Origin of the sequence: Neorhizobium descurainiae (genome assembly GCF_051400715.1) — a bacterium.
Classification (GTDB): domain Bacteria; phylum Pseudomonadota; class Alphaproteobacteria; order Rhizobiales; family Rhizobiaceae; genus Neorhizobium.
In genome coordinates this window covers 35,300-60,831 of record NZ_JBLFFK010000003.1, presented here as the reverse complement: position 1 = coordinate 60,831, position 25,532 = coordinate 35,300, and the positions used below count along the sequence as shown (strand labels likewise).

The 25,532-nt window shown below is 64.5% G+C and carries 32 protein-coding genes; 20 read left to right on the top strand and 12 right to left on the bottom strand.

Annotated elements, in window-relative coordinates; translation table 11 throughout:
- Window positions 1-29 precede the first annotated feature (29 nt).
- Window positions 30-902: a protein-L-isoaspartate O-methyltransferase family protein gene (locus ACMGE0_RS06955; protein WP_436815147.1), complete on the bottom strand. Its 873-nt coding sequence runs from the start codon at window positions 900-902 to the stop codon at window positions 30-32.
- Between the two features lie 282 nt (window positions 903-1,184).
- Between ACMGE0_RS06955 and rarD the strand changes: the two genes are divergently transcribed.
- Window positions 1,185-2,087, top strand: a complete 903-nt coding sequence (gene rarD / locus ACMGE0_RS06950) for an EamA family transporter RarD (RefSeq protein WP_436815146.1) — start codon at window positions 1,185-1,187, stop codon at window positions 2,085-2,087.
- Window positions 2,088-2,102: 15 nt separating this feature from the next.
- Here rarD and ACMGE0_RS06945 read toward each other — a convergent pair whose 3' ends face one another.
- Complete coding sequence (locus ACMGE0_RS06945) at window positions 2,103-2,708, bottom strand: LOG family protein (protein ID WP_436815145.1); 606 nt, start codon at window positions 2,706-2,708, stop codon at window positions 2,103-2,105.
- A 218-nt stretch (window positions 2,709-2,926) separates the two neighbouring features.
- Between ACMGE0_RS06945 and ACMGE0_RS06940 the strand changes: the two genes are divergently transcribed.
- On the top strand, window positions 2,927-4,765 hold the full coding sequence (locus tag ACMGE0_RS06940; protein ID WP_436815144.1) for an Ig-like domain-containing protein: 1,839 nt from the start codon (window positions 2,927-2,929) through the stop codon (window positions 4,763-4,765).
- A 132-nt stretch (window positions 4,766-4,897) separates the two neighbouring features.
- On the opposite strand, the gene ACMGE0_RS06935 is transcribed toward ACMGE0_RS06940, so the two are convergent.
- Window positions 4,898-5,644, bottom strand: a complete 747-nt coding sequence (locus ACMGE0_RS06935) for an NADPH-dependent F420 reductase (RefSeq protein ID WP_436815143.1) — start codon at window positions 5,642-5,644, stop codon at window positions 4,898-4,900.
- A gap of 94 nt (window positions 5,645-5,738) precedes the next feature.
- On the opposite strand from ACMGE0_RS06935, the gene ACMGE0_RS06930 reads away from it, so the two are divergent.
- From ACMGE0_RS06930 to ACMGE0_RS06920, 3 genes are all read left to right on the top strand, one after another.
- Window positions 5,739-6,140 (top strand): winged helix-turn-helix transcriptional regulator, encoded by a 402-nt coding sequence (locus tag ACMGE0_RS06930; protein WP_436815142.1) that lies wholly within the window; start codon window positions 5,739-5,741, stop codon window positions 6,138-6,140.
- Window positions 6,141-7,055: 915 nt separating this feature from the next.
- A complete protein-coding gene (locus ACMGE0_RS06925) occupies window positions 7,056-7,310 on the top strand; it encodes a DUF982 domain-containing protein (RefSeq protein WP_436815141.1) in 255 nt (84 codons plus the stop codon).
- A gap of 161 nt (window positions 7,311-7,471) precedes the next feature.
- Entirely contained in the window at window positions 7,472-9,361 is a 1,890-nt protein-coding gene (locus tag ACMGE0_RS06920; protein ID WP_436815140.1) for an ABCB family ABC transporter ATP-binding protein/permease, read from the top strand.
- Between the two features lie 62 nt (window positions 9,362-9,423).
- On the opposite strand, the gene ACMGE0_RS06915 is transcribed toward ACMGE0_RS06920, so the two are convergent.
- Window positions 9,424-10,971, bottom strand: a complete 1,548-nt coding sequence (locus ACMGE0_RS06915; RefSeq protein ID WP_436815139.1) for a class I SAM-dependent methyltransferase — start codon at window positions 10,969-10,971, stop codon at window positions 9,424-9,426.
- A gap of 321 nt (window positions 10,972-11,292) precedes the next feature.
- Here ACMGE0_RS06915 and ACMGE0_RS06910 point away from each other — a divergent pair, with 321 nt between their 5' ends.
- The 5 genes from ACMGE0_RS06910 (at window position 11,293) to ACMGE0_RS06890 (ending at window position 13,999) form a co-directional block, all read left to right on the top strand.
- The gene (locus ACMGE0_RS06910; RefSeq protein ID WP_436815138.1) at window positions 11,293-11,421 is read left to right on the top strand and encodes a hypothetical protein; all 129 of its coding nucleotides are present in this window, start codon (window positions 11,293-11,295) and stop codon (window positions 11,419-11,421) included.
- 133 nt (window positions 11,422-11,554) lie between these two features.
- A complete protein-coding gene (locus ACMGE0_RS06905; protein WP_436815137.1) occupies window positions 11,555-11,938 on the top strand; it encodes a YciI family protein in 384 nt (127 codons plus the stop codon).
- A 212-nt stretch (window positions 11,939-12,150) separates the two neighbouring features.
- Window positions 12,151-12,849 carry a phosphatidylserine decarboxylase gene (locus ACMGE0_RS06900; protein WP_436815503.1) on the top strand — a complete coding sequence of 233 codons (699 nt, stop codon included), beginning with the start codon at window positions 12,151-12,153 and terminating at the stop codon, window positions 12,847-12,849.
- Between the two features lie 18 nt (window positions 12,850-12,867).
- On the top strand, window positions 12,868-13,686 hold the full coding sequence (gene pssA, locus ACMGE0_RS06895) for a CDP-diacylglycerol--serine O-phosphatidyltransferase (RefSeq protein WP_436815136.1): 819 nt from the start codon (window positions 12,868-12,870) through the stop codon (window positions 13,684-13,686).
- A 175-nt stretch (window positions 13,687-13,861) separates the two neighbouring features.
- Entirely contained in the window at window positions 13,862-13,999 is a 138-nt protein-coding gene (locus ACMGE0_RS06890; RefSeq protein WP_436815135.1) for a hypothetical protein, read from the top strand.
- Window positions 14,000-14,006: 7 nt separating this feature from the next.
- Here the strand turns inward: ACMGE0_RS06890 and ACMGE0_RS06885 are convergent, their stop codons facing one another.
- Genes ACMGE0_RS06885 through ACMGE0_RS06870 form a run of 4 tightly spaced genes read right to left on the bottom strand, consistent with a single transcriptional unit; the run spans window position 14,007 to window position 16,106 of the window.
- On the bottom strand, window positions 14,007-14,624 hold the full coding sequence (locus ACMGE0_RS06885; protein WP_436815502.1) for a LysE/ArgO family amino acid transporter: 618 nt from the start codon (window positions 14,622-14,624) through the stop codon (window positions 14,007-14,009).
- Window positions 14,625-14,663: 39 nt separating this feature from the next.
- Window positions 14,664-15,446, bottom strand: a complete 783-nt coding sequence (locus ACMGE0_RS06880; protein ID WP_436815134.1) for an SOS response-associated peptidase — start codon at window positions 15,444-15,446, stop codon at window positions 14,664-14,666.
- Between the two features lie 47 nt (window positions 15,447-15,493).
- Entirely contained in the window at window positions 15,494-15,820 is a 327-nt protein-coding gene (locus tag ACMGE0_RS06875; RefSeq protein WP_436815133.1) for a YnfA family protein, read from the bottom strand.
- Window positions 15,821-15,827: 7 nt separating this feature from the next.
- Window positions 15,828-16,106 (bottom strand): type II toxin-antitoxin system ParD family antitoxin, encoded by a 279-nt coding sequence (locus ACMGE0_RS06870; protein WP_436815132.1) that lies wholly within the window; start codon window positions 16,104-16,106, stop codon window positions 15,828-15,830.
- Window positions 16,107-16,254: 148 nt separating this feature from the next.
- On the opposite strand from ACMGE0_RS06870, the gene ACMGE0_RS06865 reads away from it, so the two are divergent.
- The 10 genes from ACMGE0_RS06865 (at window position 16,255) to ACMGE0_RS06820 (ending at window position 22,355) form a co-directional block, all read left to right on the top strand.
- Entirely contained in the window at window positions 16,255-16,533 is a 279-nt protein-coding gene (locus ACMGE0_RS06865) for a type II toxin-antitoxin system RelE/ParE family toxin (protein ID WP_436815131.1), read from the top strand.
- Window positions 16,534-16,560: 27 nt separating this feature from the next.
- The gene (locus ACMGE0_RS06860) at window positions 16,561-16,869 is read left to right on the top strand and encodes a HigA family addiction module antitoxin (RefSeq protein WP_436815130.1); all 309 of its coding nucleotides are present in this window, start codon (window positions 16,561-16,563) and stop codon (window positions 16,867-16,869) included.
- A 31-nt stretch (window positions 16,870-16,900) separates the two neighbouring features.
- Window positions 16,901-17,317 carry an NUDIX hydrolase gene (locus ACMGE0_RS06855; protein ID WP_436815129.1) on the top strand — a complete coding sequence of 139 codons (417 nt, stop codon included), beginning with the start codon at window positions 16,901-16,903 and terminating at the stop codon, window positions 17,315-17,317.
- Window positions 17,318-17,350: 33 nt separating this feature from the next.
- Window positions 17,351-17,785, top strand: coding sequence for a TIGR02301 family protein (locus ACMGE0_RS06850; protein WP_436815128.1), 435 nt, complete (start codon window positions 17,351-17,353; stop codon window positions 17,783-17,785).
- A 100-nt stretch (window positions 17,786-17,885) separates the two neighbouring features.
- Window positions 17,886-18,143: a hypothetical protein gene (locus ACMGE0_RS06845; protein WP_085422867.1), complete on the top strand. Its 258-nt coding sequence runs from the start codon at window positions 17,886-17,888 to the stop codon at window positions 18,141-18,143.
- A gap of 40 nt (window positions 18,144-18,183) precedes the next feature.
- Entirely contained in the window at window positions 18,184-18,945 is a 762-nt protein-coding gene (locus tag ACMGE0_RS06840) for a hypothetical protein (protein ID WP_436815127.1), read from the top strand.
- A 383-nt stretch (window positions 18,946-19,328) separates the two neighbouring features.
- Window positions 19,329-20,171 (top strand): CAF17-like 4Fe-4S cluster assembly/insertion protein YgfZ, encoded by an 843-nt coding sequence (gene ygfZ, locus ACMGE0_RS06835; protein WP_436815126.1) that lies wholly within the window; start codon window positions 19,329-19,331, stop codon window positions 20,169-20,171.
- Between the two features lie 32 nt (window positions 20,172-20,203).
- A complete protein-coding gene (locus ACMGE0_RS06830; RefSeq protein ID WP_436815501.1) occupies window positions 20,204-20,821 on the top strand; it encodes a YfbR-like 5'-deoxynucleotidase in 618 nt (205 codons plus the stop codon).
- On the top strand, window positions 20,818-21,342 hold the full coding sequence (locus ACMGE0_RS06825; RefSeq protein ID WP_436815125.1) for a tyrosine phosphatase family protein: 525 nt from the start codon (window positions 20,818-20,820) through the stop codon (window positions 21,340-21,342). Before ACMGE0_RS06830 ends, ACMGE0_RS06825 begins: the two co-directional genes overlap by 4 nt.
- A gap of 116 nt (window positions 21,343-21,458) precedes the next feature.
- A complete protein-coding gene (locus ACMGE0_RS06820) occupies window positions 21,459-22,355 on the top strand; it encodes a mechanosensitive ion channel family protein (protein ID WP_436815124.1) in 897 nt (298 codons plus the stop codon).
- A 341-nt stretch (window positions 22,356-22,696) separates the two neighbouring features.
- On the opposite strand, the gene ACMGE0_RS06815 is transcribed toward ACMGE0_RS06820, so the two are convergent.
- The 4 genes from ACMGE0_RS06815 to ACMGE0_RS06800 all read right to left on the bottom strand — a co-directional run bounded on the left by ACMGE0_RS06815 (window position 22,697) and on the right by ACMGE0_RS06800 (window position 25,456).
- On the bottom strand, window positions 22,697-23,389 hold the full coding sequence (locus ACMGE0_RS06815) for an RES family NAD+ phosphorylase (RefSeq protein ID WP_436815123.1): 693 nt from the start codon (window positions 23,387-23,389) through the stop codon (window positions 22,697-22,699).
- Complete coding sequence (locus ACMGE0_RS06810; protein ID WP_436815122.1) at window positions 23,386-23,775, bottom strand: MbcA/ParS/Xre antitoxin family protein; 390 nt, start codon at window positions 23,773-23,775, stop codon at window positions 23,386-23,388. The genes ACMGE0_RS06815 and ACMGE0_RS06810 overlap by 4 nt, the downstream gene beginning before the upstream one ends.
- Window positions 23,776-23,849: 74 nt before the next feature.
- Window positions 23,850-24,671 carry an ABC transporter permease gene (locus tag ACMGE0_RS06805; protein WP_436815121.1) on the bottom strand — a complete coding sequence of 274 codons (822 nt, stop codon included), beginning with the start codon at window positions 24,669-24,671 and terminating at the stop codon, window positions 23,850-23,852.
- Window positions 24,668-25,456 carry an ABC transporter ATP-binding protein gene (locus ACMGE0_RS06800; RefSeq protein WP_436815120.1) on the bottom strand — a complete coding sequence of 263 codons (789 nt, stop codon included), beginning with the start codon at window positions 25,454-25,456 and terminating at the stop codon, window positions 24,668-24,670. Before ACMGE0_RS06800 ends, ACMGE0_RS06805 begins: the two co-directional genes overlap by 4 nt.
- Window positions 25,457-25,532 lie beyond the last annotated feature (76 nt).

Here is a 25,532-nt window from a genome sequence, read left to right as displayed (position 1 = left end):
CCGGGCTGGTATGGCGAAATCCGCGGCCCTCAGACCTCCTCGAAAGACAGGCCCCAGTCCTCTTCGCCGTACCACTCCTCCCCCGTGGGCGGTGTGCGCCAGCGAAGGCTACGCACCTGATAGCCCCGGCGCGAACGGAAGGCCTCTGCCAGCCCCGCATGACGGTCTTCCGGCGGCGGCTCCTGCCCTTCCGCCCAGACGAAGGAGACCGGCTGCAGGAATTTCGCGCCGAAACCGGCGGCGCGCCGGTCGACCATCAGGAACCCCGCAATGCGGGTGAAGCCCGCGCGCCTGCCGTCCTCGACCGCCGGTATGCCCAACGGAAAGAGCGCGCGGCCGGAGACCGCCAGGTTGTCGATCCAAGCGGCCGGCGGATGGTCGAGCGCGAAATTGGCGTAGACGACATCCGCGTCGTCCTTCGGCCATTCGGTGGCGTCGCCCGCCACGACCTCGACATTCCGATAGCCGGCAAGGTTCTGCCGCGCCCGGTCGGCCAGCGCCTCGTCATATTCGATCGCGATCACCCGGCCCGAGGGTCCGACGAGCTCCGCGACGATCGCCGTGTAATATCCCGTTCCGGCCCCGAGATGGGCGACCGTCTCCCCTTCCCGGATCGCCAATGCATCGAGGGCCCCCGCATGCAGCGACGGCATGCCGTTGTTGACCCCGCGCTTGGTGTCGAGGCCGATCAGCACGTCCTGATAGAGGACCAGCGGATCGTCGGAAGCCAGTTCCCGGTAGTTGCGGAAATCGCTATAGACCCACGGCGCCGGCCCGACGAATTTTTCGCGCGGCACTTTCGCAAAGGCGGCAAGAAGCCGGCCGTTCCGGGCCACCCCGGCCTTCGCCAGCATCTGCCTCGCATAGATTTGCCGGTGCAGCGGCTCATTCTCAACGGCCATCCGAGCTCCCCACTTGTCTTCTCCATCTCTGCCGAACGGAGGATATGATGCGGCGCCTCTACCGTCCATCGCGTTCTGTGCGCGACGCGAGAGCATGCAGTTCACCCTCTCTGCACATTCTATCGGCGCGTACATCCTATCCCGCTCCCGTCGCCAGGCCATGTCCGGCGCTGCCGGCAGGATCGCGGCAGGTCATGGATCCTTCACCGAAATGAATTGGTTCGGCTCAACCTGTTCGTTTAGAGCGAAGGCAACCAGAACAAGCATCATGGAAACACCCTCATGGCCACCGATACCGCCCCGGACGTGGTGAAGAACGAAGACACGCCGCGCGGGTTCGCCTTCGGGCTGGCGGCCTATTTCCTCTGGGGTTTCCTGCCGCTCTATCTGAAAGCCGTCGCCCATATTCCTTCGCTGGAAGTTCTGGCCAACCGCGCCATCTGGTCGGTGCCCGTTGCAGGCCTCGTGCTCGTGCTCATCCGCCGCACGGGCGATCTCAAGGTCGCGCTCAAGAACCCACGCATGCTCGCCATGGCGACGCTCACCGCCGCGATCATCGGCGCCAACTGGGGCATCTACGTCTGGGCGGTCGCGGCCGGCCGCACGCTGGATGCGGCGCTCGGCTATTTCATCAACCCGCTCTTCAGCGTCCTTCTTGCCGCCGTCGTCCTGAAGGAACGGCTGGCGCCGGCGCAGATGGCGGCGATCGGGCTTGCGGCCGCCGCAGTGGCGATCCTGACGATCGACGCCGGCGGGCTGCCATGGGTGTCGATCGCGCTCACCGTCACCTGGGGCTTCTACGCGCTCTTCCGCAAGACGCTGCCGATCGGCCCGAACCAGGGCTTCTTCCTGGAAGTGCTTCTGATCAGCATCCCCTGCCTGCCCTACGTGATCTGGCTGGAGGCCACGGGCCAGGGCCATCTCACCAATTCGAGCGGCTGGGATGCCTTCATCCTGATGGCCGCCGGCGTCGTCACCGCCGGGCCGCTGATGATCTATGCCAACGGCGCCAAGCTGCTGAAACTCTCGACCATCGGCATCATGCAGTATATCGCGCCGACGATGATCTTCCTGGTCGCCGTCTTCGTTTTCCACGAGCCGCTCAGCTCCGTGAAGCTCGGCGCCTTCGTGCTGATCTGGGCGGCGCTCGTGCTCTACACCTGGTCGATGCTGAGAAGCCGGTAGCCGCGTCGAGGCGGATCAGAGCCTGGAGATGACGGCGTCTTCGCCGTCGGATGGCGGGCGCTCCTCGCCGCGCTCCAGGATCGCCGGAACGATCTGCTCCACGTCCGGGATGACCAGCGGCTGGACGAGATGGGCGCGGTGGATGAAACCCTGCTCGCGCATGTGGGTGATCAGGTCCAGCATCGGGTCCCAGAAGCCGTCGATATTGGCGAAGGCCATCGGCTTCTCGTGGCGGCCGAGCTGCGCCCAGGTCATGATCTCGACGATCTCCTCCAGCGTGCCGATGCCGCCCGGCAGCGTCACGAAAGCGTCGGCCCGTTCGAACATCTTATGCTTGCGCGCGTGCATGTCCTCGGTCACAATCAACTCGTCGAGCTGGCCGAGAGAGTGGCGTGTCGCCTCCATATCGACAAGAAATTCGGGAATGATGCCGGTGACCTGACCGCCGTTCGACAGAACGCCGGCCGCGACCGCACCCATGATGCCCTTCGTGCCTCCGCCGTAGACAAGCCGAAGCCCGTGGGCGGCAATGGATTTGCCGAGCGCGCGGCCCGCCGCGATATAGGCGGGATCGCGCCCCGGCTGAGAGCCGCAGTAAACGCAGATGGATCGAATCGGCAACAGTTTTCTCCGTGAGGCATCGAGGCAAGGGCGGGAACAGGGCCCCGATCGCCAAAATTGACGGGAAATGCCCGGAAGAGCAAGGGTTTATAGCCCGAAAAGCTTGTGGAGGCAGGAGGAAAGGGTTAATCCGAATATGCGACGGTAAAGCATCGTTCTTCAAATCCGACTTGAATTCTGCCGGAAGGATTTTGGAACCCGTCGGGAGAGAGATATTGATGATCAGAAACCGCGCCGGCTGGCTGGCCCTTTTCGCACTTGCCATCGCATCGCTGCTGATGGTGTTCTTCGTGTTGCCGAGGATCAACCATGACGCACAGCCGCTCGGGGATGCGATCAATGCGGCCGGCAATGCCGTCAAGGACGCGGTGACGGACACGCAGCAGGCCGCCAAGCCGCCGGAAACCCCGCTTTCCGGGCAGGCCGCCGTTCCCGCGGCGCCGGCGGCATCCCAGGCCGCCAAGCCGCCTGCCGCGGCCGAGCAGTCCGCTGCCGGCATGACGTCTCCCTCCTTCGACGTGCTGCGCGTCGAGCCGGACGGCTCCACCGTCATCGCCGGCCGCGCCGAACCCCATTCCACGCTCGAAGTCACCGACGGCACCTCCGTCATCGGCAAGGTCGATGTCGGCCCGAGCGGCGATTTCGCCATTCCCCTCGACAAGCCTCTGCCGCCCGGCGACCACCAGCTCGTGCTGAAGGCGACCGGCAAGGACGGCAAGGCGACGATGTCCGAAGAGACCGCGACGATTTCCATTCCGACCGACAACAGCGGCAAGCTGCTTGCCCTGGTGACCAAGCCGGGCAAGGCGAGCCGCGTGGTCGCCATGCCGTCGCCCCAGGAAAGCGGCAAGCCTGCCGCACCCTCCGCGACCGCCGCGACGGTCCCATCGGCGGCACCGGCCGCTCCCGCCACCGATACCGCCGCCGCCTCGCCCCTCTCGGCACCTTCGGCGCCCGCGGCACCGGCTGCAAATGCCCCCGCCGGCACGCCCGCCCTGCCGGCGGCCTCGTCCGATCTCGCCGCCGCAGCACCCAATATCCCCGCTGCCGTACCGGCCTCTCCGCTTCCGGGAGCTGCAACCGCGGCGCCGGAACTGCAGGTCACCGCCGTGGAGATCGAGGGAACCAAGATTTTCGTCGCCGGCGTCGCCAAGCCCGGCATGTCGCTGCGCGGCGCGGCCGACGGCCAGCCGATCGGCACCGCCCGGGCCGGCCAGGACGGCAGCTTCGTGATCGAGGGAACGCGCGAACTTTCAGTCGGCGACCACCGGATCTCCGTCGAAGCGCTCGGCGCGGGCGGCGAGGTCCTGGTGCGCGTCGAAGTGCCCTTCAACCGTCCGGCCGGCGACCAGATCGCCGCCGTCGCCGCGCCGCGCGACGGCGATGCCGCGGCCATGCTCGAGGCCGGCGCCTTCGACAAGCTGCGCAACGAGACCGTGCGCGCCTTCAACCTCTTGCGCGGCCTTTACGAGGCCGGCCGGGTTCCCTCAGCGGAGCAGATGGCCGCCGCCCGGTCCGCGACCTCGATCGCGCTGAAATCGCTTTCCGAATACCGCCTGCCGGCCGATGCCGCGGCCGCCGCCCGCGCGATCGCCGAGACGACCTCCAAGGATGCGGCAACCGCGCTCGCGGCGCTCGACGCGCTTCCGAAGGACGTCGCCGCCGTCGGCGCCGGCCTGAAGCAGATCGGCGAACTGATCGCCCGCGCCGTCGGTCCGGCCATCGCCCGGGGACTCGACGGCGTCGAGGTGGCGGCGAGCGCGCCCGCCGCACCGGCCACGGCGACGGATGCGGGCAGCGCCCGGACCATCCAGCAGGCGCCGCTCACCCAGAGCGAACGTGCGTCCGTGATCATCCGCCGCGGCGACACGCTGTGGCAGATCTCCCGCCGCGTCTACGGCCAGGGCGTCCGCTACACGACGATCTATCTCGCCAACGAGGACCAGATCCGCAATCCGGACATCATCCAGCCCGGCCAGATCTTCGGCGTGCCGGAGGAGTACCGCCCGGATTCGGAAGAACTGCACCGCCAGCGGATGCTGCACCGGAAGTCGTAGCGGTATCTTTCGCCCCTCCCCGCCAGCCGGCAGACACATCGCCCCTCATCCTTCTCCCCGCAGACGGGGAGAAGGGATATGCCGCGCCGATCCGCATCCATCACGCCGCATCGGGGGACGTCCCCTCTCCCCTTAGGTCAGCGGGTTGAGCGAGCGGTTCATCGCCACCATGTCAGCATGGGTCGGGTTCGGGCCAAGCGTCCTCATCTTGTCGAGCAATTGGTCGCGCTTCTTGGGCGCTTCGCCCCTCACTGCAGCGGCGAGTGCCTTGCGCATGGTGGCGGCGTCGTAGTCACAACAGTAAGCCGGTGTTGAGGGCTGCTGCCGCCAGGATTCCGCCAGCGTCCCGGCGTCAACCGGGTCAAAGCCCACTTCGTTGACGATCCCCATGACCACCTGCTTGGCTCCGGCGTCGTCTCCGGCAACTGCGACGGCCAACCGACCGGGAGCGCCTTCGGGCTGGCCGAGTTTCGCCAAGGTTTCGGCGAGGATATTGTTGAATGTCTTGATGACAGGGCGGCCGAGCTGCTTTGACACCCACACGCTCTCAACCTCACCCGCATCAAGGTCAGCGATCTGAGGATCACGCATCCCCGGATAATAGTTGCTGGTGTCAACGACAGGGACACTCTCAGGCACATCCTTGAAAAGGTCTTTTGGCAACTTCTCAAGGGCGGGGAGAGGGATGGACATGATGACCAAATCCGCGCCGGAAATGGCCCCGCGCGTGTCCGCCGCCGTGGCCTCCACCTCGTCCGCGAATGGCTTCACATCGCCAACGCCCTTGGAGTTGGCGACCCTGACCTCATGCCCCGCAGATGCGAGCTTGCGAGCAAGGGTGCCGCCGATGTTGCCAACACCGATAATGCCGATTTTCATGCTGATACTCCTGGTGTTCTGCTCCCCAAGGTAATACATACTGTCATATCGACAAGAACGGACTGGAAGGTGGGTTACCCACCAAAAGGTAAGTATGGCACAGGAACGCGAATGGAATTGCGGTGACCCGCAGCAGCATCTTGTATGGGCAGAAGCGACCACGGACGCCCTGCGTGTGCTGGAGGGCAAGTGGAAGATCGTCATCATCTGCCAGTTGTTCGGTGCGAAGGAGCCGCTGCGTTTCTCAGAGCTTGAGAGGCGCATGGAAGGCGTCAATCAGAAGATGCTCATCCAGCAACTGAAGGAGCTGGAGAAGGAGGGGATAATTACTCGAACAGTCTATCCGCAGGTGCCTCCGAGAGTGGAATACGCGCTCACGGACTTGGGTAAGGCACTTGGGCCAGCCATGGCAGAATTGATCGATTGGACCTACCTGCGTCGGGAAACGCTGGACGCCTCAGGTTCAGCAAAACAGTCCTTATCAGCGACCTCTTGATGTCCGCTTGTGGCGCAAAAATGCTATGAACGCCCCGCGGCTCGCGGCATTTGCTACCGAATCCCGCTCGAGTCTTCGCAGCGACGGGATATTGCGCTGGCGAAACAGGTGGCTCAGGGCCTGAAATTCTCCATCGCACCGGTGGACGATGCGGCCTGACACGTCTCGCCCGCGGCAATGTGCCTTCTCCCGCTTCGGCGTGGACAAATTTCCCCTCCTCAAAAAATTTCCGCGCCGCTTTTCAACCTCGTAACCCCAGCTGCTTTCCCGCATCGTCCCCGCCTCCCGAAGCGGCGCGATAATCATCGGGTCATCGAATGGGAAAACCGGGTTCCGGAACCGGCCTCCTCATCAGGTTCGAAGGAACCCGGTTGCCGGTGATGGTCGATGGAAGCGCAAGGGAGACCTGACTGTACCTCCCGAAACGCCTCCGGGCGATCGGGGCAGGCGGAAAGCCTGAAAACCAATACCCGAAATGCCCCCGCCTGCCCCATTCCCATTTCAACCGTGCGGACAAAACCTCCGGCGCGGGCGCGTGGCCCGTTCTTCTCAAGCTGGGGCTCTCAACGGATCACCGGAAGCGCGGCTGCCCGGGCGGCAGGTTCGACCGGATTTCGTGCAACGGCGCATGCTTCCCGAGTAGCCGCAACAGCTTTTGCTCTTCGGCAACGTCAACGCCCAAACGCTTGCAGTATTTCGAAACGTCGTGTTCACGCGGACCAGGATTATGGACCTGTCTGTTGTTCCGGCCTTTCATCGCTGCCTCCTCCTCAAAGAAAAACACTGTACATGCGAAAATGTTCGGACGAAATCTCCAGGATAAAAGTTGATGCGCGGCTCGGGCTTTGGCCTCACCGCGTTCGGCATGGTTATTGCAACGTTGCCAGTGTCGCAGGCAAACAGAGGCAAAACGTCATGAGATCGGGCAGTTTGCACCAGTTTCAGCCAGTTGGCCTCGCCATGCATGGCATAGGCCGGTACAGCGTCGTGCATTCGGTCGAGGAAGCCGCGGAGGCGCTTCTCAAGGAATGGCCGGATGACGGCGGAGAGCGTTTCTGCGAAGCGGTGAAAGCCTGCCTCGACGGAATTCACGGTCTCGTCACGCCGGGCGAGGTGCGCAAGGCCTTCATAAACGCCGCCCGGGAGGCCCGGGTGATGGTGATCGAATAGGGGCGTGGCCCGTGCGCCGGCTCGTCGGGACGGGCCTGCGCGCGCCTGACGGCCGATCCTTGCCCGGCGAGGCGGGAAGTTTCATCAAACCGTCATTGCAACATGCCGCGCAGCCCCTTATGTGCCGGGTGGCGCTTCGACGCGCCCGCGCGGAGACATTCATGGCAGGACAAAAAAAGACCGTATCGGCGGATGCCAGCAATCCGCTCGGCACCCTCGTCAACCTGTGGCCCTATATGTGGCCCGAGGGCCGGGCGGACCTGAAGACGCGCGTTCTGTGGGCGACCTTCTACCTCTTCCTCGCCAAGTTCGTGCTGCTCGCCGTCCCCTATTTCTTCAAATGGGCGACGGATGCGCTGAACGGCAGGCTCGACATGGCCGGCCTCCTGCCGGCCTTCCTGCTCGGCGCGGTCGTCCTCGTCATCGCCTACAATCTCACCCGCATCCTGCAGCTCGGCCTCAACCAGCTCCGCGACGCGCTTTTCGCCTCGGTCGGGCAATATGCGGTGCGCCAGCTCGCCTACCGCACCTTCGTGCACATGCACCAGCTCTCGCTGCGCTTCCATCTGGAGCGCAAGACCGGCGGGCTGTCGCGCATCATCGAGCGCGGCACCAAGGGCATCGAGACGATCGTCCGCTTCACCATCCTCAACTCGGTGCCGACGCTGCTCGAATTCCTGCTCACCGCGATCATCTTCTGGGTGAGCTACGGCTTCTGGTACGTTCTCGTCACCGCCGTCACCGTCTGGCTCTACATCTGGTTCACGATCCGGGCGAGCGACTGGCGCATCGCCATCCGCCGCTCGATGAACGATAGCGACACGGACGCCAATACAAAGGCGATCGACTCGCTTCTGAATTTCGAGACGGTCAAGTATTTCGGCAACGAGGAGATGGAAGCGCGCCGCTTCGACTCGTCGATGGCGCGCTACGAAAAGGCCGCGACCGACGTCTGGACCTCGCTCGGCTGGCTGAACTTCGGCCAGGGCGTCATCTTCGGCATCGGCCAGACGGTGATGATGGTGATGTCGGCGCTCGCCGTGCAGCGCGGCGAGCAGACGATCGGCGATTTCGTCTTCGTCAACGCGCTGCTGATGCAGCTTGCCGTGCCGCTTAACTTCATCGGCTTCGTCTATCGCGAAATCCGCCAGGGCCTCACGGATATCGAGCAGATGTTCGATCTCCTGGAAGTGGCGCCGGAAGTCACCGACCGGCCGGGCGCGAAGGAACTCGCCATCGCAAACGGGTCGATCGCCTTCAAGGACGTGCATTTTTCCTACGACCCGGCGCGGCCGATCCTCAAGGGCATCTCCTTCGAGGTGCCGGCCGGAAAGACGGTGGCGATCGTGGGGCCGTCCGGTGCGGGCAAATCCACCATTTCCCGGCTGCTCTACCGCTTCTACGACATCCAGGGCGGCACGATCGCCATCGACGGCCAGGACGTGCGCGAGGTCACGCAAAAGTCCCTGCGCGCCGCAATCGGCATGGTGCCGCAGGATACGGTGCTGTTCAACGACACGATCGCCTACAACATCCGCTACGGCCGGCCTTCGGCCACGGAAGAGGACGTGCTCGCCGCCGCGGAGATCGCGCAGATCGGTCATTTCATCCGCGCGCTGCCGGAAGGTTTCGACACCAAGGTCGGCGAACGCGGCCTGAAGCTTTCCGGCGGCGAGAAGCAGCGCGTGGCGATCGCCCGGACCATCCTCAAGGCACCGCCGATCCTCATCCTCGACGAGGCGACCTCGGCGCTCGACACCACGACCGAGCACGAGATCCAGTCGGCGCTCGACACGGTTTCGAAAAACCGCACGACGCTGGTCATCGCCCACCGGCTCTCGACCGTCATCGGCGCCGACGAGATCATCGTGCTGCGCGACGGGCAGATCGCCGAACGGGGCACCCATGCGGCGCTGCTCGAAGCGGACGGGCTCTACGCCTCGATGTGGAACCGCCAGCGCGAGGCGGTGCAGGCGGAAGAGCAATTGAGAAAAGTGCGCGAGAGCGACGACCTCGGCGTCGTTCTGCGCGGCCAGCCGGCGGCGGAATAGCCCGGCGCGGCAAGCCCTTTTTGCGAAGAAGGCTTGCCGGCGATCGTCGTGGCGGGCTTTTCTCAGAGAACGATCTTGAGCTGCTCGCAGACCGGCAGTCGCGTCTCCGCGAATTTTTCCGCCCGGGCGCAGAGCTCGGCGATATTCTCCTCCGCCGTTTCCAGGGGCTTTCCATCCTTCAGAAGCCTCTGGCCCTGAGGCCCCAGGATACGCCAGGCGAGGCCCGCCCATTGTCCCGGCTCCCGAAGACCCTCGCCGATCGCGAGCAGGAAGAGCTGTTCGAAACGATCCAGAAGCAGTCCGCCGCCGGTGACGGGAGAGGCGAGAAACTGCAGATCCTCGCTGTCCTCGGCGCGCCTGCAGACGGCGAGATTGAAGGCGCGACAGCTTTCCACGCGCAGGTCCTCGCCCTTTTCCGGCAGGCATGGCTGCAGATGGCCGGCGCCGACCAGGACGGACAGGGCGCGGGTCACCTGCTCCCAGCTCAGGCCGAGGCCGCCGCCCCGTGTCAGCAGCTCGCGGACCGTGATCGGCCCGCCGGCGAAGGCATCCAGGATAGGGTTGTAGACGGCTTCGTGCAGCTCGATCCGGCCGCGTGCCCCCTTGATCGTCGGCGGCACCTGCGCGCGCTCCACCGAAAGGGCAAAACGCGTATCGAGCCAGACGCCGCAGGCGCTGCGGAACGTATGCGCGAGGGCCCCTTTGGCGAAGAGATCGTTGCGGAACTGCTCGTTCACCAGAAAGTCCCGCACGGTCTCGCGCCGCAGGGGATCGGTTTCCGCCTGCAGCAGCTCCCGCTGATGCTCCGTCAGGGAGATTTCGTCGATGTGATCGAGCAGGTTGACGGCGCCCACATAGGAGAGCTTGGCGGAAGAGAATTCCGCCGCCACGTCCTCGAAATAGAAGGGCGTCCAATCGCGGTTGAAATATTCATGGGCCAGATAGTTGCGCGACATGGGCATCATCGAGCCCAGGCGCGTGCCAACCGCGGAATTCTGCCGGAAATAGCCGGCTTCCGCCTTCAGCAGCGAATCGGCGAACCCCAGCGCTTCGTCGATACGGGGCCCGATCGGCCCGGCCTGCCTTGCGGCGGAATCGACCAGGATGCGCCGGAGCGGCAGGACCGCCGCCCAGCCGGGCAGCGCGTTGTAGCTGATATAGACGAGCCCGCCGGGCTTCAGCTTCCTGGCGATGAAATCGATGACATGCCGGCGGTTCTCCGCCGATATCCAGCTGTAGATGCCGTGCAGCGCGATGATGTCGAAACCATCGGCCGGCAAAGCCGGTTCGTCGGTGAAATCCGCAAAGGAATGCTCATAGAAATGCACGTTCTTCAATCCGGCCTCGTTCGCAAGGCCGCGCGCACCTGCGATATGCGCCGGATTGAAATCATTCGCATGGAATTCGATCCCGGGATTGGCTGCCGCGAGAAGATTGACCGAAAACCCCTGCCCGCAGCCGAGCTCGCAATAGTTGAGATGCGATGCCGCGAGATTGAACCGCTGCCCGCGAGAGAGGGCGGCGAGAGCCAGCAGGGCCGGCGTCAGTTCGCGGTAAAAACCATAGGTGTAATCCAGTCCCTCGACATATCCGGATGTCCAATGCTGCATAATCTACCTTTCGATTCTCATAATGTTTAATTGAAAACAATGACTTGAATGTCCGCACCAGGCGCCGCACGGAGCCGGTTCTTAACAAGGAAACCCGGCCCGCCATGCTCAACTGTTCGTTTATGGCTTCAATTGACCGTGAACCTTAAAGCAGGGGGCTGGCGCCGGACTGACGACACGGCAGGGGCGACCGGAGAATGTGCCTTTCCCGGAAATCGACCATTTGCCGCAGAACCGGTTTTTCTGTAGTTCGGCCTTCGAAGGCCGAGCCGAACGTCAACGACCGGCCGCAGAACCGCAACCCGAACCCCGGACAATCGAATGAAGAGATACCTGAACAAGCGAATGGTCGTCCTCGGCGGCGTTGCGCTTGCCTATCTGCTCGTCCTCACATTCTACGGCTCGCCGCTGCTCGCATTGACGACGTGGCTCGGGCTCGTGGAGCGGTAGAGGCCGGGCGACGGGGCTTGCGCGCCGGCGACCGAACATATGTAGTCAACGGCATCCAGCAGGTTTTGGATTCCGCCCGGTCGGAGGGGCCCGACCGGGGAAATCGACGGATGTCACGAGGGAGGAACGATCCATGTATTACGCCATACTGGCCTATCATGCAGAAGGAGTGGTCGAATCCTGGACCACGGAGGAGGATGCGGCGCTGATGGCCGAGCTGCTCCAGGTCAATGACCGTCTCGTCAAGGAGAAGCATCTGGGGCCGGCGGCGCGGCTCGGTCCCACGCAACGCGCCGTGACCCTGCGGGGAAAGGGTGAGGGCATGATCACGGACGGCCCCTTCGCCGAAACCAAGGAACAGCTGCTCGGCTTCTACGTCGTGGATTTTCCAACGCTCGATGACGCCGTCGCGGCGGCGCGCGAGCTGCGTCGCGCCAATCCGACCGCGGTCTACGAGATCCGGCCGATTTCGCTTTATCTGCCCGGCGCGCCCCTGGCATCCGGCGAAGAGGGTTAGTCCTCCGCTCTCCCGGCGGCACTGGGCCAGGGCCAACAGCCGGACGCCGCGCGAAACCCGGCGCCACTCCACGACATGCAGCAACGGAACCGCATTGCCGCCAAAACGGTTTTTCTGTAGTCAGTTCCCGCTGACCATTTGCGTTTCGCATGTCGTTGTCGCAAAACCGCTTACGCATTTTTGCGCGACATGCCTCAGGAGAACCAGGGTTGATCAATCTCTTCGACACCATCCGCAACACGCTCGTGCCGATCCATAAGGAAGGCTATGTCTTCGTCGCCGCCTTCTTCATCGCCTCGCTGATCCTCGGCTGGATTTTCGAGCCGCTGTTCTGGGTCGGGCTCGTGCTGACGCTCTGGTGCGCCTATTTCTTCCGCGATCCTGAACGCGCCGTGCCGCAGGACGACGACCTGGTGCTCAGCCCCGCCGACGGGAAGATCAGCCACGTCGCCATGGTCGTGCCGCCGGCCGAGCTCGAACTCGGCTCCGAGCCGATGCTGCGCATCTCCGTGTTCATGAACGTCTTCGACTGCCACATCAACCGCTCGCCGGTGCGCGGCCAGGTGACACGCATCGAATACCGCCCCGGCCAGTTCGTCAATGCCGAGCTCGACAAGGCCTCCGAGGACAACGAGCGCAACGGCCTCGTCATCGAAAGCCGCCACGGCAAGATCGGCGTCGTGCAGATCGCAGGCCTCGTGGCGCGGCGCATCGTCTGCTGGGTGAAGCCGACCGAACCGGTCAATGCCGGCGAGCGCTTCGGCCTCATCCGTTTCGGCTCGCGGCTTGACGTCTTCGTGCCGGCAGGCGCCCAGCCGCGCGTCACCGTCGGCCAGCTCGCCATCGGCGGCGAGACCGTGCTTGCGGAATTCGGCTCGGCCAAGGGCCCGACCATCAGCCGCCGCACGTAAGCGAAGGACGAGAGCAGCATGGAGAATTCCCCCTCGCCTTCCGAACCGCCCCGCGCGCATGACGAGGCCCGAGGACCGCGCCTGCGCGAAATCCCGATCCGGCTCATGGTGCCGAACCTCATCACCGTGCTTGCCATCTGCGCCGGGCTGACGGGCATCAGGCTCGCCTTCGAGGGCCGTTACGAGCTGGCCGTCGCCATGGTGCTGCTGGCGGCCTTCCTGGACGGCATAGACGGCCGCGTCGCGCGTCTCCTCAAGGCCACGTCGAAATTCGGCGTGCAGATGGACTCGCTCGCCGACATCATCAATTTCGGCGTGGCACCGGCGCTGGTCTCCTACGCCTTCCTGCTCGACAACGCCCGTTCGCCGGGCTGGATCGCCGCCCTCCTCTATGCCATCGCCGCCGGGCTTCGCCTTGCCCGCTTCAACGTGATGGCCGACCGCGAGGTGAAGGCCCCGTGGCAATCGGAATTCTTCGTCGGCGTGCCCGCCCCGATGGGGGCGATGCTGGTGCTGCTGCCGGTCTATCTCGGCTTCCTCGGGGTCGAGCCCACGCCCCTCTTCGTCTATGGAAGCGTCGCCTACACGGTGCTGATCGGCTATCTCCTGGTTTCCCGCCTGCCGGTCTGGTCCGGCAAATCGAGCCGCATCCGCCGCGACCTCATGCTCCCCATCCTGCTCGGCGTGGTGCTCTATGTGGCGCTCCTGATGAGCTACACCTGGCAGGTGCTGTCGATCACCGTCGTCGCCTATCTCTGCGTGCTGCCCTTCAGCGCCCGCGCCTGGCAGCGCCGCTACGGCACGATTACAATCGAGGATGACAGCGCGAGCGTATAAAGCCGTTCCGGCGGCGTGAATTGCAACTTCCGCGCAACAGTTTCCGACAAGATGACAGTTCTATGAAGGGCTGGCGACGGCGCCTTCTCATCGGCCACGATTCCGCCCGTTTTTATGGGGAGAGCCGCGATCGCAGCCAATGCTGAACAACAGATTCGCGTGTGTGAGGAGAGCCATGAGCACCGAAAAGCCAGAGACGAAGACCGAAGCCAAGCCGGAACCGACGACGCCCTACCGCCCGCTGGGCCTGAAGGCCGTGGTCGCCGCCGCGCTGATGCTGAAGCGCAAGCCGAAGCTCACCCCGACCGGCTGAGCCCGTCTCATTCGCCCCGCAGGAAGCTCAAGAAGAGTCCGAGCGCGAGCAGCCCCATCACCACGCCGATGACGACATCCAGAACCCGCCAGGCGGCGGGTCTGGCAAAGAGCGGCGCCAGGAACCGCGCTCCATAGCCCAACCCGAAGAACCAGAGGAACGAGCCGATCGCCGCGCCGGCGCCATAGGCAACGCGTTCCACTCCTTCGAAGGCCGCCGACAGGCTGCCGAGCAGCACGACCGTATCCAGATAGACATGCGGATTGAGGAAGGTGAAGGCGAGGCAGGTGAGCACCGCCGCTTTCAACCCCATCGCTTCCGGCGCGCCGGCCACCATGGCGCCGGGCTTCGCCGCCCGACGGAAGGCCATGACCGCATAGACGCCGAGGAAGACCGCACCGCCCAGCGTCACCACCGAGATCAGCACCGGCGATTGCGCGACGATCGTGCCGAGGCCGCCGACGCCGGCGGCGATCAAGAGCGCATCCGACAGCGCGCAGATCAGGCAGAGCACGAAGACATGGCTGCGGATCAGGCCCTGGCGCAGGATGAAGGCGTTCTGGGCGCCGATCGCGACGATGAGCGAGGCGCCGAGCGCGAGGCCGGAAAGGCCGGCGGAGAGCAGGTTCATTTAGGATTGTCCGTTTAAAAGAAAAGCCGAGGATCAGAAGAGCGACAACTGCGACCGGTCGGGTTTCGGCTTCTTCGGCGGCTCCTCCTCGGGAGAAGCGACCGCGACCGGTTTCTGAAGCTCCGGCCCCATGTTGGCGACCTTGTTGACCAGGTCGGAAACCGGCAGTGCCTCGAAGAAATCCTCCTGAACCGGCCGCATCAGGTCCGTCACCTCGCGCGGCTCGCGCGTCTTGCAATCCAGCCAGCGCTCGAAGTCCTCCGGCTGGATGACGACCGGCATGCGCTCGTGGATGTGGCGGATCGCGGCATTCGCTTTCGTCGTCATGATCGCGGCGGTATCGACCTCCGAGCCGTCGGCGGAAGACCAGGTCTCCATCAGCCCGGCAAAGGCGACGACGCCGCCCTTCCTCGGCCGCACCCAATAGGCCTGCGGCTTGACACCGGGCATCGCTTCGCTCGCCCCCTTCGGCGGCCGGCGCCATTCGTAGAAACCGGTTGCGGGAATGAGGATGCGGCGGTGGCGCATGGCAGCGCGGAAGGATGCCTTGCCGATCGCCGTCTCCGAGCGCGCGTTGATCAGCAGCGGAAATTCCTTCGGGTCCTTCACCCAACCGGGGATAAAGCCCCAGCGGGCGAGAAAAGCGCGGCGCTCCGGCAGGTTGCTGCCGGGCCTGGCCCTTTCCGACGCCGTGACGACAAGGATCGGCTGCGTCGGGGCGATGTTGTAGCGGGCCGGGAAATCGTCGAGATCCAGCAGGCCGAAGAATTCCGAAATATCCTTGGGAGTCGCCGTCAGGGCGTAGCGTCCGCACATGCGGACTTCATGGCACCGCCCCGGAAACGGGTCAAGCGCTTCGACGCCTATGCGCTTCTGGGCCCGAAGAGGATGATCGCCCCGCCGGCCAGGCAGACGGCGACGCCGAGAATATCCCAGCGGTCCGGCACGCGGGCCTCGACCGCCCAGAGCCAGAGAATGGAGGCGAAGATGTAGATCGCTCCATAGGCCGCATAGGCCCGCCCGGCCGCTTCGCTCGGCACCAGCGCCAGGACCCAGGCGAAGAGGGCGAGCGAGACCATGCCCGGCGCCAGCCACCAGGCGGACTTTCCGAGCCGCAGCCAGGCCCAGAAGGCGAAGCAGCCGGCGATCTCGGCAAGGGCGGCAAAGGCGTAGAGGGCGTAGGTTTTCATGGGTTGCCTATTCGAAATCTCGCGGCTTCACGTCCTGCGCCATGTGCATGACGTCGGCGAGCAGATCGGCGCCCGACGCATATTCCCTGCCCTGACCCGCCTCGATTTCCGCATCCGCCGCATGGATCGCCTGCCGCAGCGATCGCATCCGCATCTCGTAGTCTGCAAGCATGCGGATGCCGGCGCGAACGGCTTCCGTCTCCGTGCCGAAACGGCCGTTCTTGACGAGATCGGCCAGAATGCCGTCATAGGTATCGCCGAGGGAGAACGTCTTCGCACGTGCCATCGCATGCTCCTTTGCTTGCAGCATACGGTAAAATACAATACTTTTACAATATCGACTTACGCGCCATTGCTGCGCTGTCTTGTTGGGATCGATGTAAATTTCTTGCTTACATCCTTGACGATATGTAAGCTACATACTTACATATCGCATGATCAAATCATTCAAGAGCAAAGCCCTTGCCGCTTTGTTCGAGACAGGCAAGACGGGCAAAATCGACGCAAAGATGCACAAACGCATCCTCGTGCGGCTGGACCGCCTCGAAACGGCGGAACGCCCGGAGGATCTGAATCTGCCAGGTTTTGATTTTCACGCCCTGCATGGGTTCAATCCAACGCGCTATACCGTTCATGTCAACGGACCATGGTGCATCACATTCGAATTCGACGGCAAGGACGCCGTCCGCGTCGATTTCGAGCAGTATCATTAAGTCGATAGAAACCGGGGAGTGACGTCTATGGCGGAGTATGAACCGAAACGACCGATCCAGCGCTGCCCCTCCCATCCCGGCGCGCTGCTTGAGGAGATCATCCTGGCGACGGGAAAGACGAAGGTGGAGATAGCCGAGCTTTTGGGCATTTCGCGCCAGCAGCTCTATGACATCCTGCGCGAGCGCAAGCCTGTCTCGCCGAATGTCGCGGCCCGGCTCGGCAAGATGTTCGGCGATGGCGCGGCGATCTGGCTGCGGATGCAGGCCGCCTATGACGCCTGGCACGCGGAACGCGAGGTGGATGTCAGCAATATTCCGACATTGAACGCGGCGTGAGATAGCCTCGCGGCCGATGGAAGACCATAACATGCCCCTTGCCCCGCAAGCCGCCTCCTCCGCGATCCTCGAACGAGAGGGCCGGTTCCTGCTGATCCGCCGGATGAACCCGCCGTCGGCCGATCTCTATGCCTTTCCCGGCGGCCGGGCAGAGCCCGGCGAGACGCCGGCCGAGACGGCGGTGCGGGAATTCTTCGAGGAGACCGGCATCCGCGCCCGCAACCCGGTGCTCTTCGCCACCTACGACCTCAACGGCGACAAGGACGACAGCCGGCATTTCTTCCTCTCGGTCTTCCGGGTGGAGGCGGATGCGGACACCGAAGCGATCGCCGCTGACGATGCCGCCGATCCCGGCTGGTACACGGTCGAGGAGATCCGCACGCTGCCGGTGCCGCCGAGCGTGCTCGAATGCGCCGAAAGGCTGGCGGCGGAGATCGAGGCCCGGTAAGAGATGGCAGTTCAGCCGTGCCGGAACCCGTTCATGAGAATCATCGCGCTACTTCCGCTTCTCGCTCTTTTTGCCGCAACGCCGCTCGCGGCCCAGACGGCGAAGCAGCCGGCCGCGAAACAGCAGCCGGCACCGGCACCGCCCCCACCGCCGGCCGAGGAAAAGCCGGCACCCTACGACGCGCAGCTCACCCGGCTGGCGGAAGTGCTGGGCTCGATCCAGTATCTGCGGACGCTCTGCGGCGCGCCGGCTTCCGACTGGCGCCGGTCCATGCAGCAACTGCTCGATGCGGATACCGCGAACGAACCGAAACGCCGCGAAAGATTGACCGCCGCCTTCAACCGGGGCTATCGGTCGTTCGCCGCCGTCCACACGTCCTGCACGGACGCGGCGCGGACCGCCGAGCAACGATACCGTGCCGAAGGCGCAACACTTGCCACGGAAATTGCCGCGCGCTTCGGAAATTAGAGGATTATTTACCTCTTTTCGCAGGAGCCCGTGTCGTTTTGATAAAAGGCTGATAAAGTTTTTAACGGGCTAGTAACAAACGGCGCCGAGGAAAAACAGAATGCAGACAGGCCGCAACGACATCGACGACATGATCGTGCATGAGAAGATGCAGGCCGCCTTGGAATATCAGAGCGAAGCCTGGGCCGACGGCCGGGCGGACGGTATCGAACCGGAGATCATTGCCGATGCAGCCCTGGTCCTCGCCATGCGCGAAACCATCCGCATCCATGGTGAGCTCGGAGCCGAAGCCATGCTCGAATCGCTCCGCACCCGCATGCTCGCCGGCGAATTCTCCCCCGAGCGCACGATCCAATAAACAGCCGGAGTTTCCCATGCGGAACGCAGCGGAAACGACAATGCCCCAGATTCTCGCCCGCCTTTCGATGGTCGTCATGCTTTCGGCTGCCGCAAGCCTGACGGCCGGCAGCGGCGCCTTCGCCCTTTCCGAGCTGCGCCCGGGCGTAGAATCGCCGCGTCAGGCCGAACCGGAGCGCGAGGGGCAAGTCCAGGAAGCCTTCGAAGGCACGACCCTGCCCCTGCCCAGTCCCGCTATCGACCAATCCGCGCAAGCCGACGACAAGCCGGCCGGCGAAAAGCCCGCCGCCGCGCCCGAACCGGATACGGCACAGCCGCAGCCGGGCGCTTCCGACGTCTCGGCGGACATCATCACCGACATGTCGAAGCTGCCGGAGCCGGTCAGGCGCATGCGGGAACAGATCGTCGAGGCCGCCGCCTCCGGCGATATCGAACGCCTGCGTCCCCTGCTCGGTTCGGGGGCGGACCAGACGGCGGTGATGAACGGCGAAAGCGACGATCCGATCGAGACGCTGAAGAGCTTTTCCGGAGATCCGGACGGCCAGGAAATCCTGGCGATCCTGCTCGACATCCTGTCCACGGGCGCTGCGCATTTCGATGCGGGCACGCCGGACGAAGCCTATGTCTGGCCCTATTTCACCGGGAAGGCGCTCGATACGCTGACGCCGCCGGAACGGGTCGATCTCCTGCGCATCGTCACCGCCGGCGACCTCGCAGGCATGGAAGACAACGGCAACTACAATTTCTTCCGCGCCGGGATCAGTCCGGACGGCAAATGGAAGTTCTTCTCCGGCGGCGATTGAGATACCCACCTCCGCCTCGGTAGAGGCTTGCCTGTGGACGGAGAAAGCGCGGCAGACCGATCTCCCCTTGAGGGCAAGACCCAACGCGTATGTGTACACGCGGCAAACGCAGCGCTGGATTTCGGGTTAGCCCCCCTCATCCGGTCCTTCGGACCACCCTCTCCCCGCGGGGGAGAAGGGAAGCGCCCCGCCGCCTCATCATTCCACGGAAGCTTCAGCATATTTTGCTCATAGGCAATTGCCCTGCCCCAAGGGGGAGATCAGTTGGAGCCTGCCGCACCGCCTCGTCGTCTATGAACTTTGCCGGTAACCTACGAGCACGTCTTGCCGCCGCTCCGCGGAAGACTTAACTCTCAGTCTCAGAACAACCGGATTCCCGTGCCATGTCCGCCGCCCATCTTCCGACGCGCAGCCTGATCCGCCTTTCCGGCAGCCAAGCTCAGGATTTCCTGCAGAACCTGATCACCACCGACATCGATTCGCTGCCCGAAGGCGAGGCGCGTCCCGGCGCGCTCCTGACGCCGCAGGGCAAGATCCTCTTCGACTTCACGATCTGGCGGGACGGCGAAGGGTACCTGATCGAAACCGACACCTCGCAGCGCGACGCGCTCATGAGGCGGCTCGCCATGTACAAGCTGCGCGCGGCCGTCGATATCGTGCCCGGCGCGGAGGACGGCGTCACCGTCTTCTGGGGCGACGAGGCGGGCAAGGGCGCGGTGAAGGACGCGGCCTTCGCCAGGGCCGGCATCACGCTCACCCGCGCGCCCGGCAGAAAGGCCGAGGGGCCGGAAGAGGCCTATCATGCGCTGCGCGTCGAGGCCGGGCTGACGCTTTCCGGCCACGATTATGCGCTGCAGGACGCGTTTCCGCATGATGTGCTGCTCGACCGGATGGATGGCCTTTCCTTCCGCAAGGGCTGCTATGTCGGCCAGGAGGTCGTCTCCCGCATGCAGCATCGCGGCACGGCCAGGCGGCGCGTGGCCCTCGTCTCCGGGGATCAGCGCCTGCCCGCTTCCGGCACCGAGATCATCGCCGGCGGCAAGGCGGTCGGCACGCTCGGCTCGGTCGCGGGCAACAAGGGGCTCGCGATCGTCCGCATCGACCGGGTTGGCGACGCGCTGGCGCGCGGCCTGCCGCTGATTGCCGGCGATGTCGTGGTGACGCTCACGCTTCCCGAATGGACGGGGCTCGCCTTCCCTGTCGCGGCGGAAGAGGCCGAACCGTGACTGCAACCGGCACGGCCCGCGCCTGGCAACGTATGCTGTCGGGACGGCGGCTCGATCTTCTCGACCCTTCGCCGCTCGACGTCGAAATCTCCGACATCGCCCACGGGCTTGCCCGCGTCGCCCGCTGGAACGGCCAGACGCGCGGCGATCACGCCTTTTCCGTCGCCCAGCACTGCCTCGTGGTGGAGGAAATCTTTCGCCGCTGCAACGAGCCCTGCGCCCCGGAAGCGCTGCAGATGACGCTGCTGCACGACGCGCCGGAATATGTCATCGGCGACATGATCTCACCGTTCAAATCGGTGGTCGGCGGCGGCTACAAGGCGGTGGAGCAGAGGCTGGAGGCGGCGATCCACCTGCGCTTCGGCCTGCCGCCGCATCCTTCCCGCGAGCTGAAGACCCTGATCAAGAAGGCCGACACGATCGCCGCCTTCTTCGAGGCGACCGAGCTCGCCGGCTTTTCCATCACCGAGGCGCGGAAATTCTTCGGCCAGCCGCGCGGCATCACCCGCGACATGCTGCCGATCGAGCCCATGCCGGTGCTGGAAGCGCAGCGGCGTTTCCTCGACCGCTTCCAGGCGATCGAGGCCGGCCGGATTGCGGGCGAAGGGGCGGAAAACGGCGTGGGCAACGGGGCTGGGCGGGCATCATGACCGCAATCGTCGTCTGTCCGCTTGCGAGCATCGCCGAAATGGCGGTGAAGCACCGCGTCCGCGAAATGGTGAGCCTGATCGCCGAACGCCAGGATTTCCACAGACCGGGCGTGATTTTGGCGGACCGCCACCTGAAGCTCGCGATGAACGATATCGGCTTTGCCGGCACCGGCGACCTCGTGGCGCCGAGCGAGGCGCATGTGGAAAGCCTGATCGCCTTCGTGCGCGGCTGGGACCAATCCGCGCCGATCCTCGTGCATTGCTGGATGGGCGTCTCCCGCTCGCCGGCCGCGGCGGTGATCGCGGCGCTCGCGCTCCATCCCGAGGAAGACGACTTCGTGCTCGCCGCACGGCTGCGTGGCGTGGCGCCGCACGCGACCCCCAACCCACGGCTGATCGAGATCGGCGACCGGATGCTCGACCGCGGCGGCCGGCTCGTCGCCGCCATCAAGGGAATCGGCCGCGGCGCGGAAACGGACGGCAGGGCGAGCTTCATCCTGCCGCTGAAAATTCCGGATTGAACCGGAAAGTCGAATTTTCCTCGTTATTTAGGCTGAAGCCAAAAAGCCTGAAACTTTTTGCTTGACCTCTCGCTCCGCCGCGCCAATTACCGGCCACGAAAGGAGCATGTCGGCGGATGGACGAAGCATCGGATCTGGTTGTCGCCACACAATCGGCGCTCGCCCAGTTGAGCGCACTGCTGGTGCAGTACTCCTTTTCCGTGGTCGGGGCGATCCTGCTTCTCGTTCTCGGCTGGCTTGCCGCCGGCCTTTTGAGCCGCTGGGCCTTGCGCGGACTTTCACGCGTCCGCGGCTTCGACGCGACGCTCGCGCAGTTCTTCGCGAACATCATCCGCTATGTGATTCTGGTCCTTGTCGTCGTCATGGTGCTTGGCCAGTTCGGCGTGCAGACCGCCTCGGTGCTTGCGGCGCTCGGCGCGATCGGCCTTGCGGTCGGGCTCGCGCTGCAGGGCACGCTGCAGAACATCGCAGCCGGCATCATGCTGCTCGTGCTGCGCCCCTTCCGGGTCGGCGAAACGATCGAGACGGGCAGCGTCAGCGGCACGATCGTCGATGTCGGGCTGTTCGCCACGGAGCTCAGGACGCCCGACGGCGTCTACCGTCTCGCGCCCAATTCCACCCTCTGGAACGTGCCGATCACCAATTACAGCCGGCTGAAGACGCGCCGCAACGAGATTTCCGTCAGCATCGGCGCCGATGACGACGTGGGCCGCACGCAGGCGAAGCTGCTTGCGCTCGCCGCGCGCGACAAGCGCGTGCTGAAGGACCCGGCGCCGATGGCCTATATGGCCGAATTCGATCCCGGCGGCGCCAAGTTTACCCTTCGCTACTGGACGAACAGCGGCGACTGGTGGGATGCCGGCCGCGACCTTACGAAGGAAATCAAGCTGGCCTTCGACAAACGGCCCGAACGAGCGATTCCAGACCCTCAGGTAGATTCACGCGATGTTTCCGGCGAGAGCGGACCTCCGGCTCCTCACGGTGCGGACGAGCCGTCAAACGCGCGGACCTGAAGGAAAGGATGCATCGGGTCCGGCTTTACGAGGAAGCCGGACCCGATGCGCAAATGTTCAATCGGATAATGCAATAGAGTGCTTTACCCCACTCTGCCTTGCCGGGCATCTCCCCACAGGGCAGGACTAATGCGCATGGGATGTTCGGCAGTGCGTGGAGCCCCTCCCCCTTGTGGGGAGGGGTTGGGGAGGGGACTTTGCTCCGCATCGAAACCCCTCCCGCCTGCCGGCCACCCTCCCCACGAGGGGGAGGGTTAAGGATGCCGTACTGCCTAACACCCCATGTGCATTAAGCCCTGCCCTGTGGGGACATTCCAGGCCGCGGACCACGCTGTCCGTCATCAGACCGCGTTGACGCCGTAATCCTCGGACCCCGCCCACACGATCTCCCATGACGCGCCGGGGCGAACGTTGCGGATCGCCGTCGGCTCGAAGGCGACGAAGCAGCGGCCGCCTTCGTGGCGAACCGACGGATAGATCAGGCCGTCATGGCCATCCCGCCGCAGCTTCCCGGCAAGAGCCTGCCCTTCCGGATAACCGATCGCCGGATCGGGATCGAGTGCAGGGTGAGCTCTTTCATCGGTGAGGTCGGGAAACTCGCCGATGAAGTCGGCCGACAGCTCGACGTAGCGCGACGTCTCGTCGAAGAGACCTATGAACCTGAGCTCCCGCGTCTTGTGGAATGCCACCTCGGCGACCGAGGTCATCGTATCCCAGCTGCAGTACCAGGCGCCGCGGCTCTCGTCGTTGAAGCGGTTGCCGCCCTGGCGCGTATAGGTGAAGGCGGCATTGATATGGCTGTTGCCATAGACCTGCAGGTCGTGCTTGCGGCGTTTCCAGGCAAGTTCGCGGCGATCCAGGTGCAGGTTCAGCCCGCGCTCGGCGACCAGGCGGGCGCTGGTCATGCCCTCTATCTCTGCGAGGATTTCCAGTTCCTCGTCGCTTTCCACCAGCCCGCGCAGGCTGGGCGGCTTGTGATAGGTCGCCGGGATCAGCCGCACCAGTCCGCGATCGCTGAGGGCCGTGACGATCACGCGCCACCACGCAGCGCATCGAGATAATTGCGGACCCGGAGGAACTGCGGCAGCCCCTCCTCGATCAGCGTATCGACCGGCCGCGCGCCGCCGAAGAGCGGTCCGTTGTTCGGCAGCGTCATCCATCTGACGGCGATCGGATCGCTGAAATACAGTTTCAGCGCCTTGTAGATGCCGATCGCGGCGCTGAGCCGCAGCATCTGGTCCTTGGTGAGGCCGCCGGAGAACCCGGGTTTCCTTGCCCGTTTCCAAGTGCTTTCGGACATGTCCGCAAGCGCTGCCGCCTCGTTCAGCGGCACGCCCCATTCGCTCATCACATTACCGAACGCCTTCAGCGCAACGGCGGTCATCTGCTCCGCCTTCAGGTCTTTCGCTGCAGCTTCCATGGCCAGGACTTCCCTTCATTCAGAAGGAATATAGTCCATATGAACCACAAGTAAAGACCAAATGGCCTCGGCCTTTAATGCGACATCGAGGAGCGGTGCGCCCAGCCGGTCATGCGCCTTTCGATCCAGGCCATCAGCGCATACATGGCGATGCCTTCCACCGCAAGCGCCAGGAGGCCGGCGAAGACGAGCGGCACGTTGAACTGGCTCTGGGCCGAGCTCATCATGTTGCCAAGACCGTAATTTGAGGCGACGGTTTCCGAGACGACCGATCCGACGAAGGCGAGCGTGATCGCCACCTTCAGGGAGCCGAAGAAATAGGGCATGGAGCGCGGGATGCCGACCTTCAGCAAGATATCCAGCTTCTTCGCCCCGAGCGCGCGGAGCACGTCCTCCGTCTCCGGCTCGATGGTGGCGAGCCCCGTGGCGACGTTCACCACGATCGGGAAGAAGGAGATCAGGAAGGCGGTCAGCACCGCCGGGATGGTGCCGATGCCGTACCAGATGACGAGGATCGGCACGAGCGCCACCTTGGGGATGGCGTTGAAGCCGACCATCAGCGGGTAGAGCCCGGCATAGATCGCCTTCGACCAGCCGACGAGGATGCCGAGCGCCAGACCCGCCGCGACGGCGATCGCGAAACCGAGCGTCGTCGTATAGAGCGTCTGCAGCGAATTCTTCCAGATCGGCGACCAGTATTGCGCGACCGTCTGAAAGACGCGGGACGGCGCCGGCAGCACGGTCGGCGGCGTCTCGAGCACGATCACCAGCAGTTCCCAGAGGGCGAAGAGCGCGATGGTGTAAAGCCAGGGCGCCAGCTTCACCCAGTTGATGCGGGCCATCAGCGGCTTGGGCGATGCGGCTGAGACCGCAGTGTTTTCCGCGACGGTGCTCATGCGGCGACCCTCGCGCTGGCGATCTCGCCGTGCAGCTCTTGCACCATGTCGTTGAAGCCTTTTTCATACATGACGTCGAGAGCGCGCGGTCTCGCGAAGGGAACGACGTGCTCCTTTAGCACCCTGCCCGGCCGGGCGCTCATCACGAAGATGCGGTCGGCGAGGAAGGTCGCCTCGCGCAGGTCATGGGTGACGAGGATGATGGTCACCCCTTGAGCCGCGTGCAGGTCGCGGATGACGCACCAGAGCTCTTCGCGGGTGAAGGCGTCGAGCGCGCCGAAGGGTTCGTCGAGCATAAGCAGCTCCGGCTCATGGATGAGGGCGCGGCAGAGATTGGCACGCTGCTGCATGCCGCCGGAAAGCTGCCAGGGGAATTTCGAGCCGAAGCCTTTCAGCCCCACGGTCTCCAGCAGGTGCTCGGCCTTTTCGACGTACTCCTTCTTGTGGGCGCGCAGCCGGCGGCGGTGTTTTTCGACGATCTCCAGCGGCAGGAGGATGTTGTCGAGCGTCGTGCGCCAGGGCAGCATGGTCGGGTTCTGGAAGGCCATGCCGACGATCGAGACCGGCTGGGTGACCTGCTTCCCCGCGACGACCACCACGCCGCTCTGCGGAATGTGCAGGCCGGTGACGAGCTTCATCAGAGTCGACTTGCCGCAGCCGGACGGGCCGACGACGGCGGCGAACTCGCCCTTGTCGACCTTCAGGCTGAGGCCGGAGACGGCCAGCGTGCCGCCCGCGCCGCCATAGCGCATGTCGACGTCATCGATGGATACGAGGTGAGGCATTTGGGTTTCTCTGTTTGGCCAATCGCGTCTTTTAATTGCCCCTCATCCGGCTGCCGCCACCTTCTCCCCGTCATGA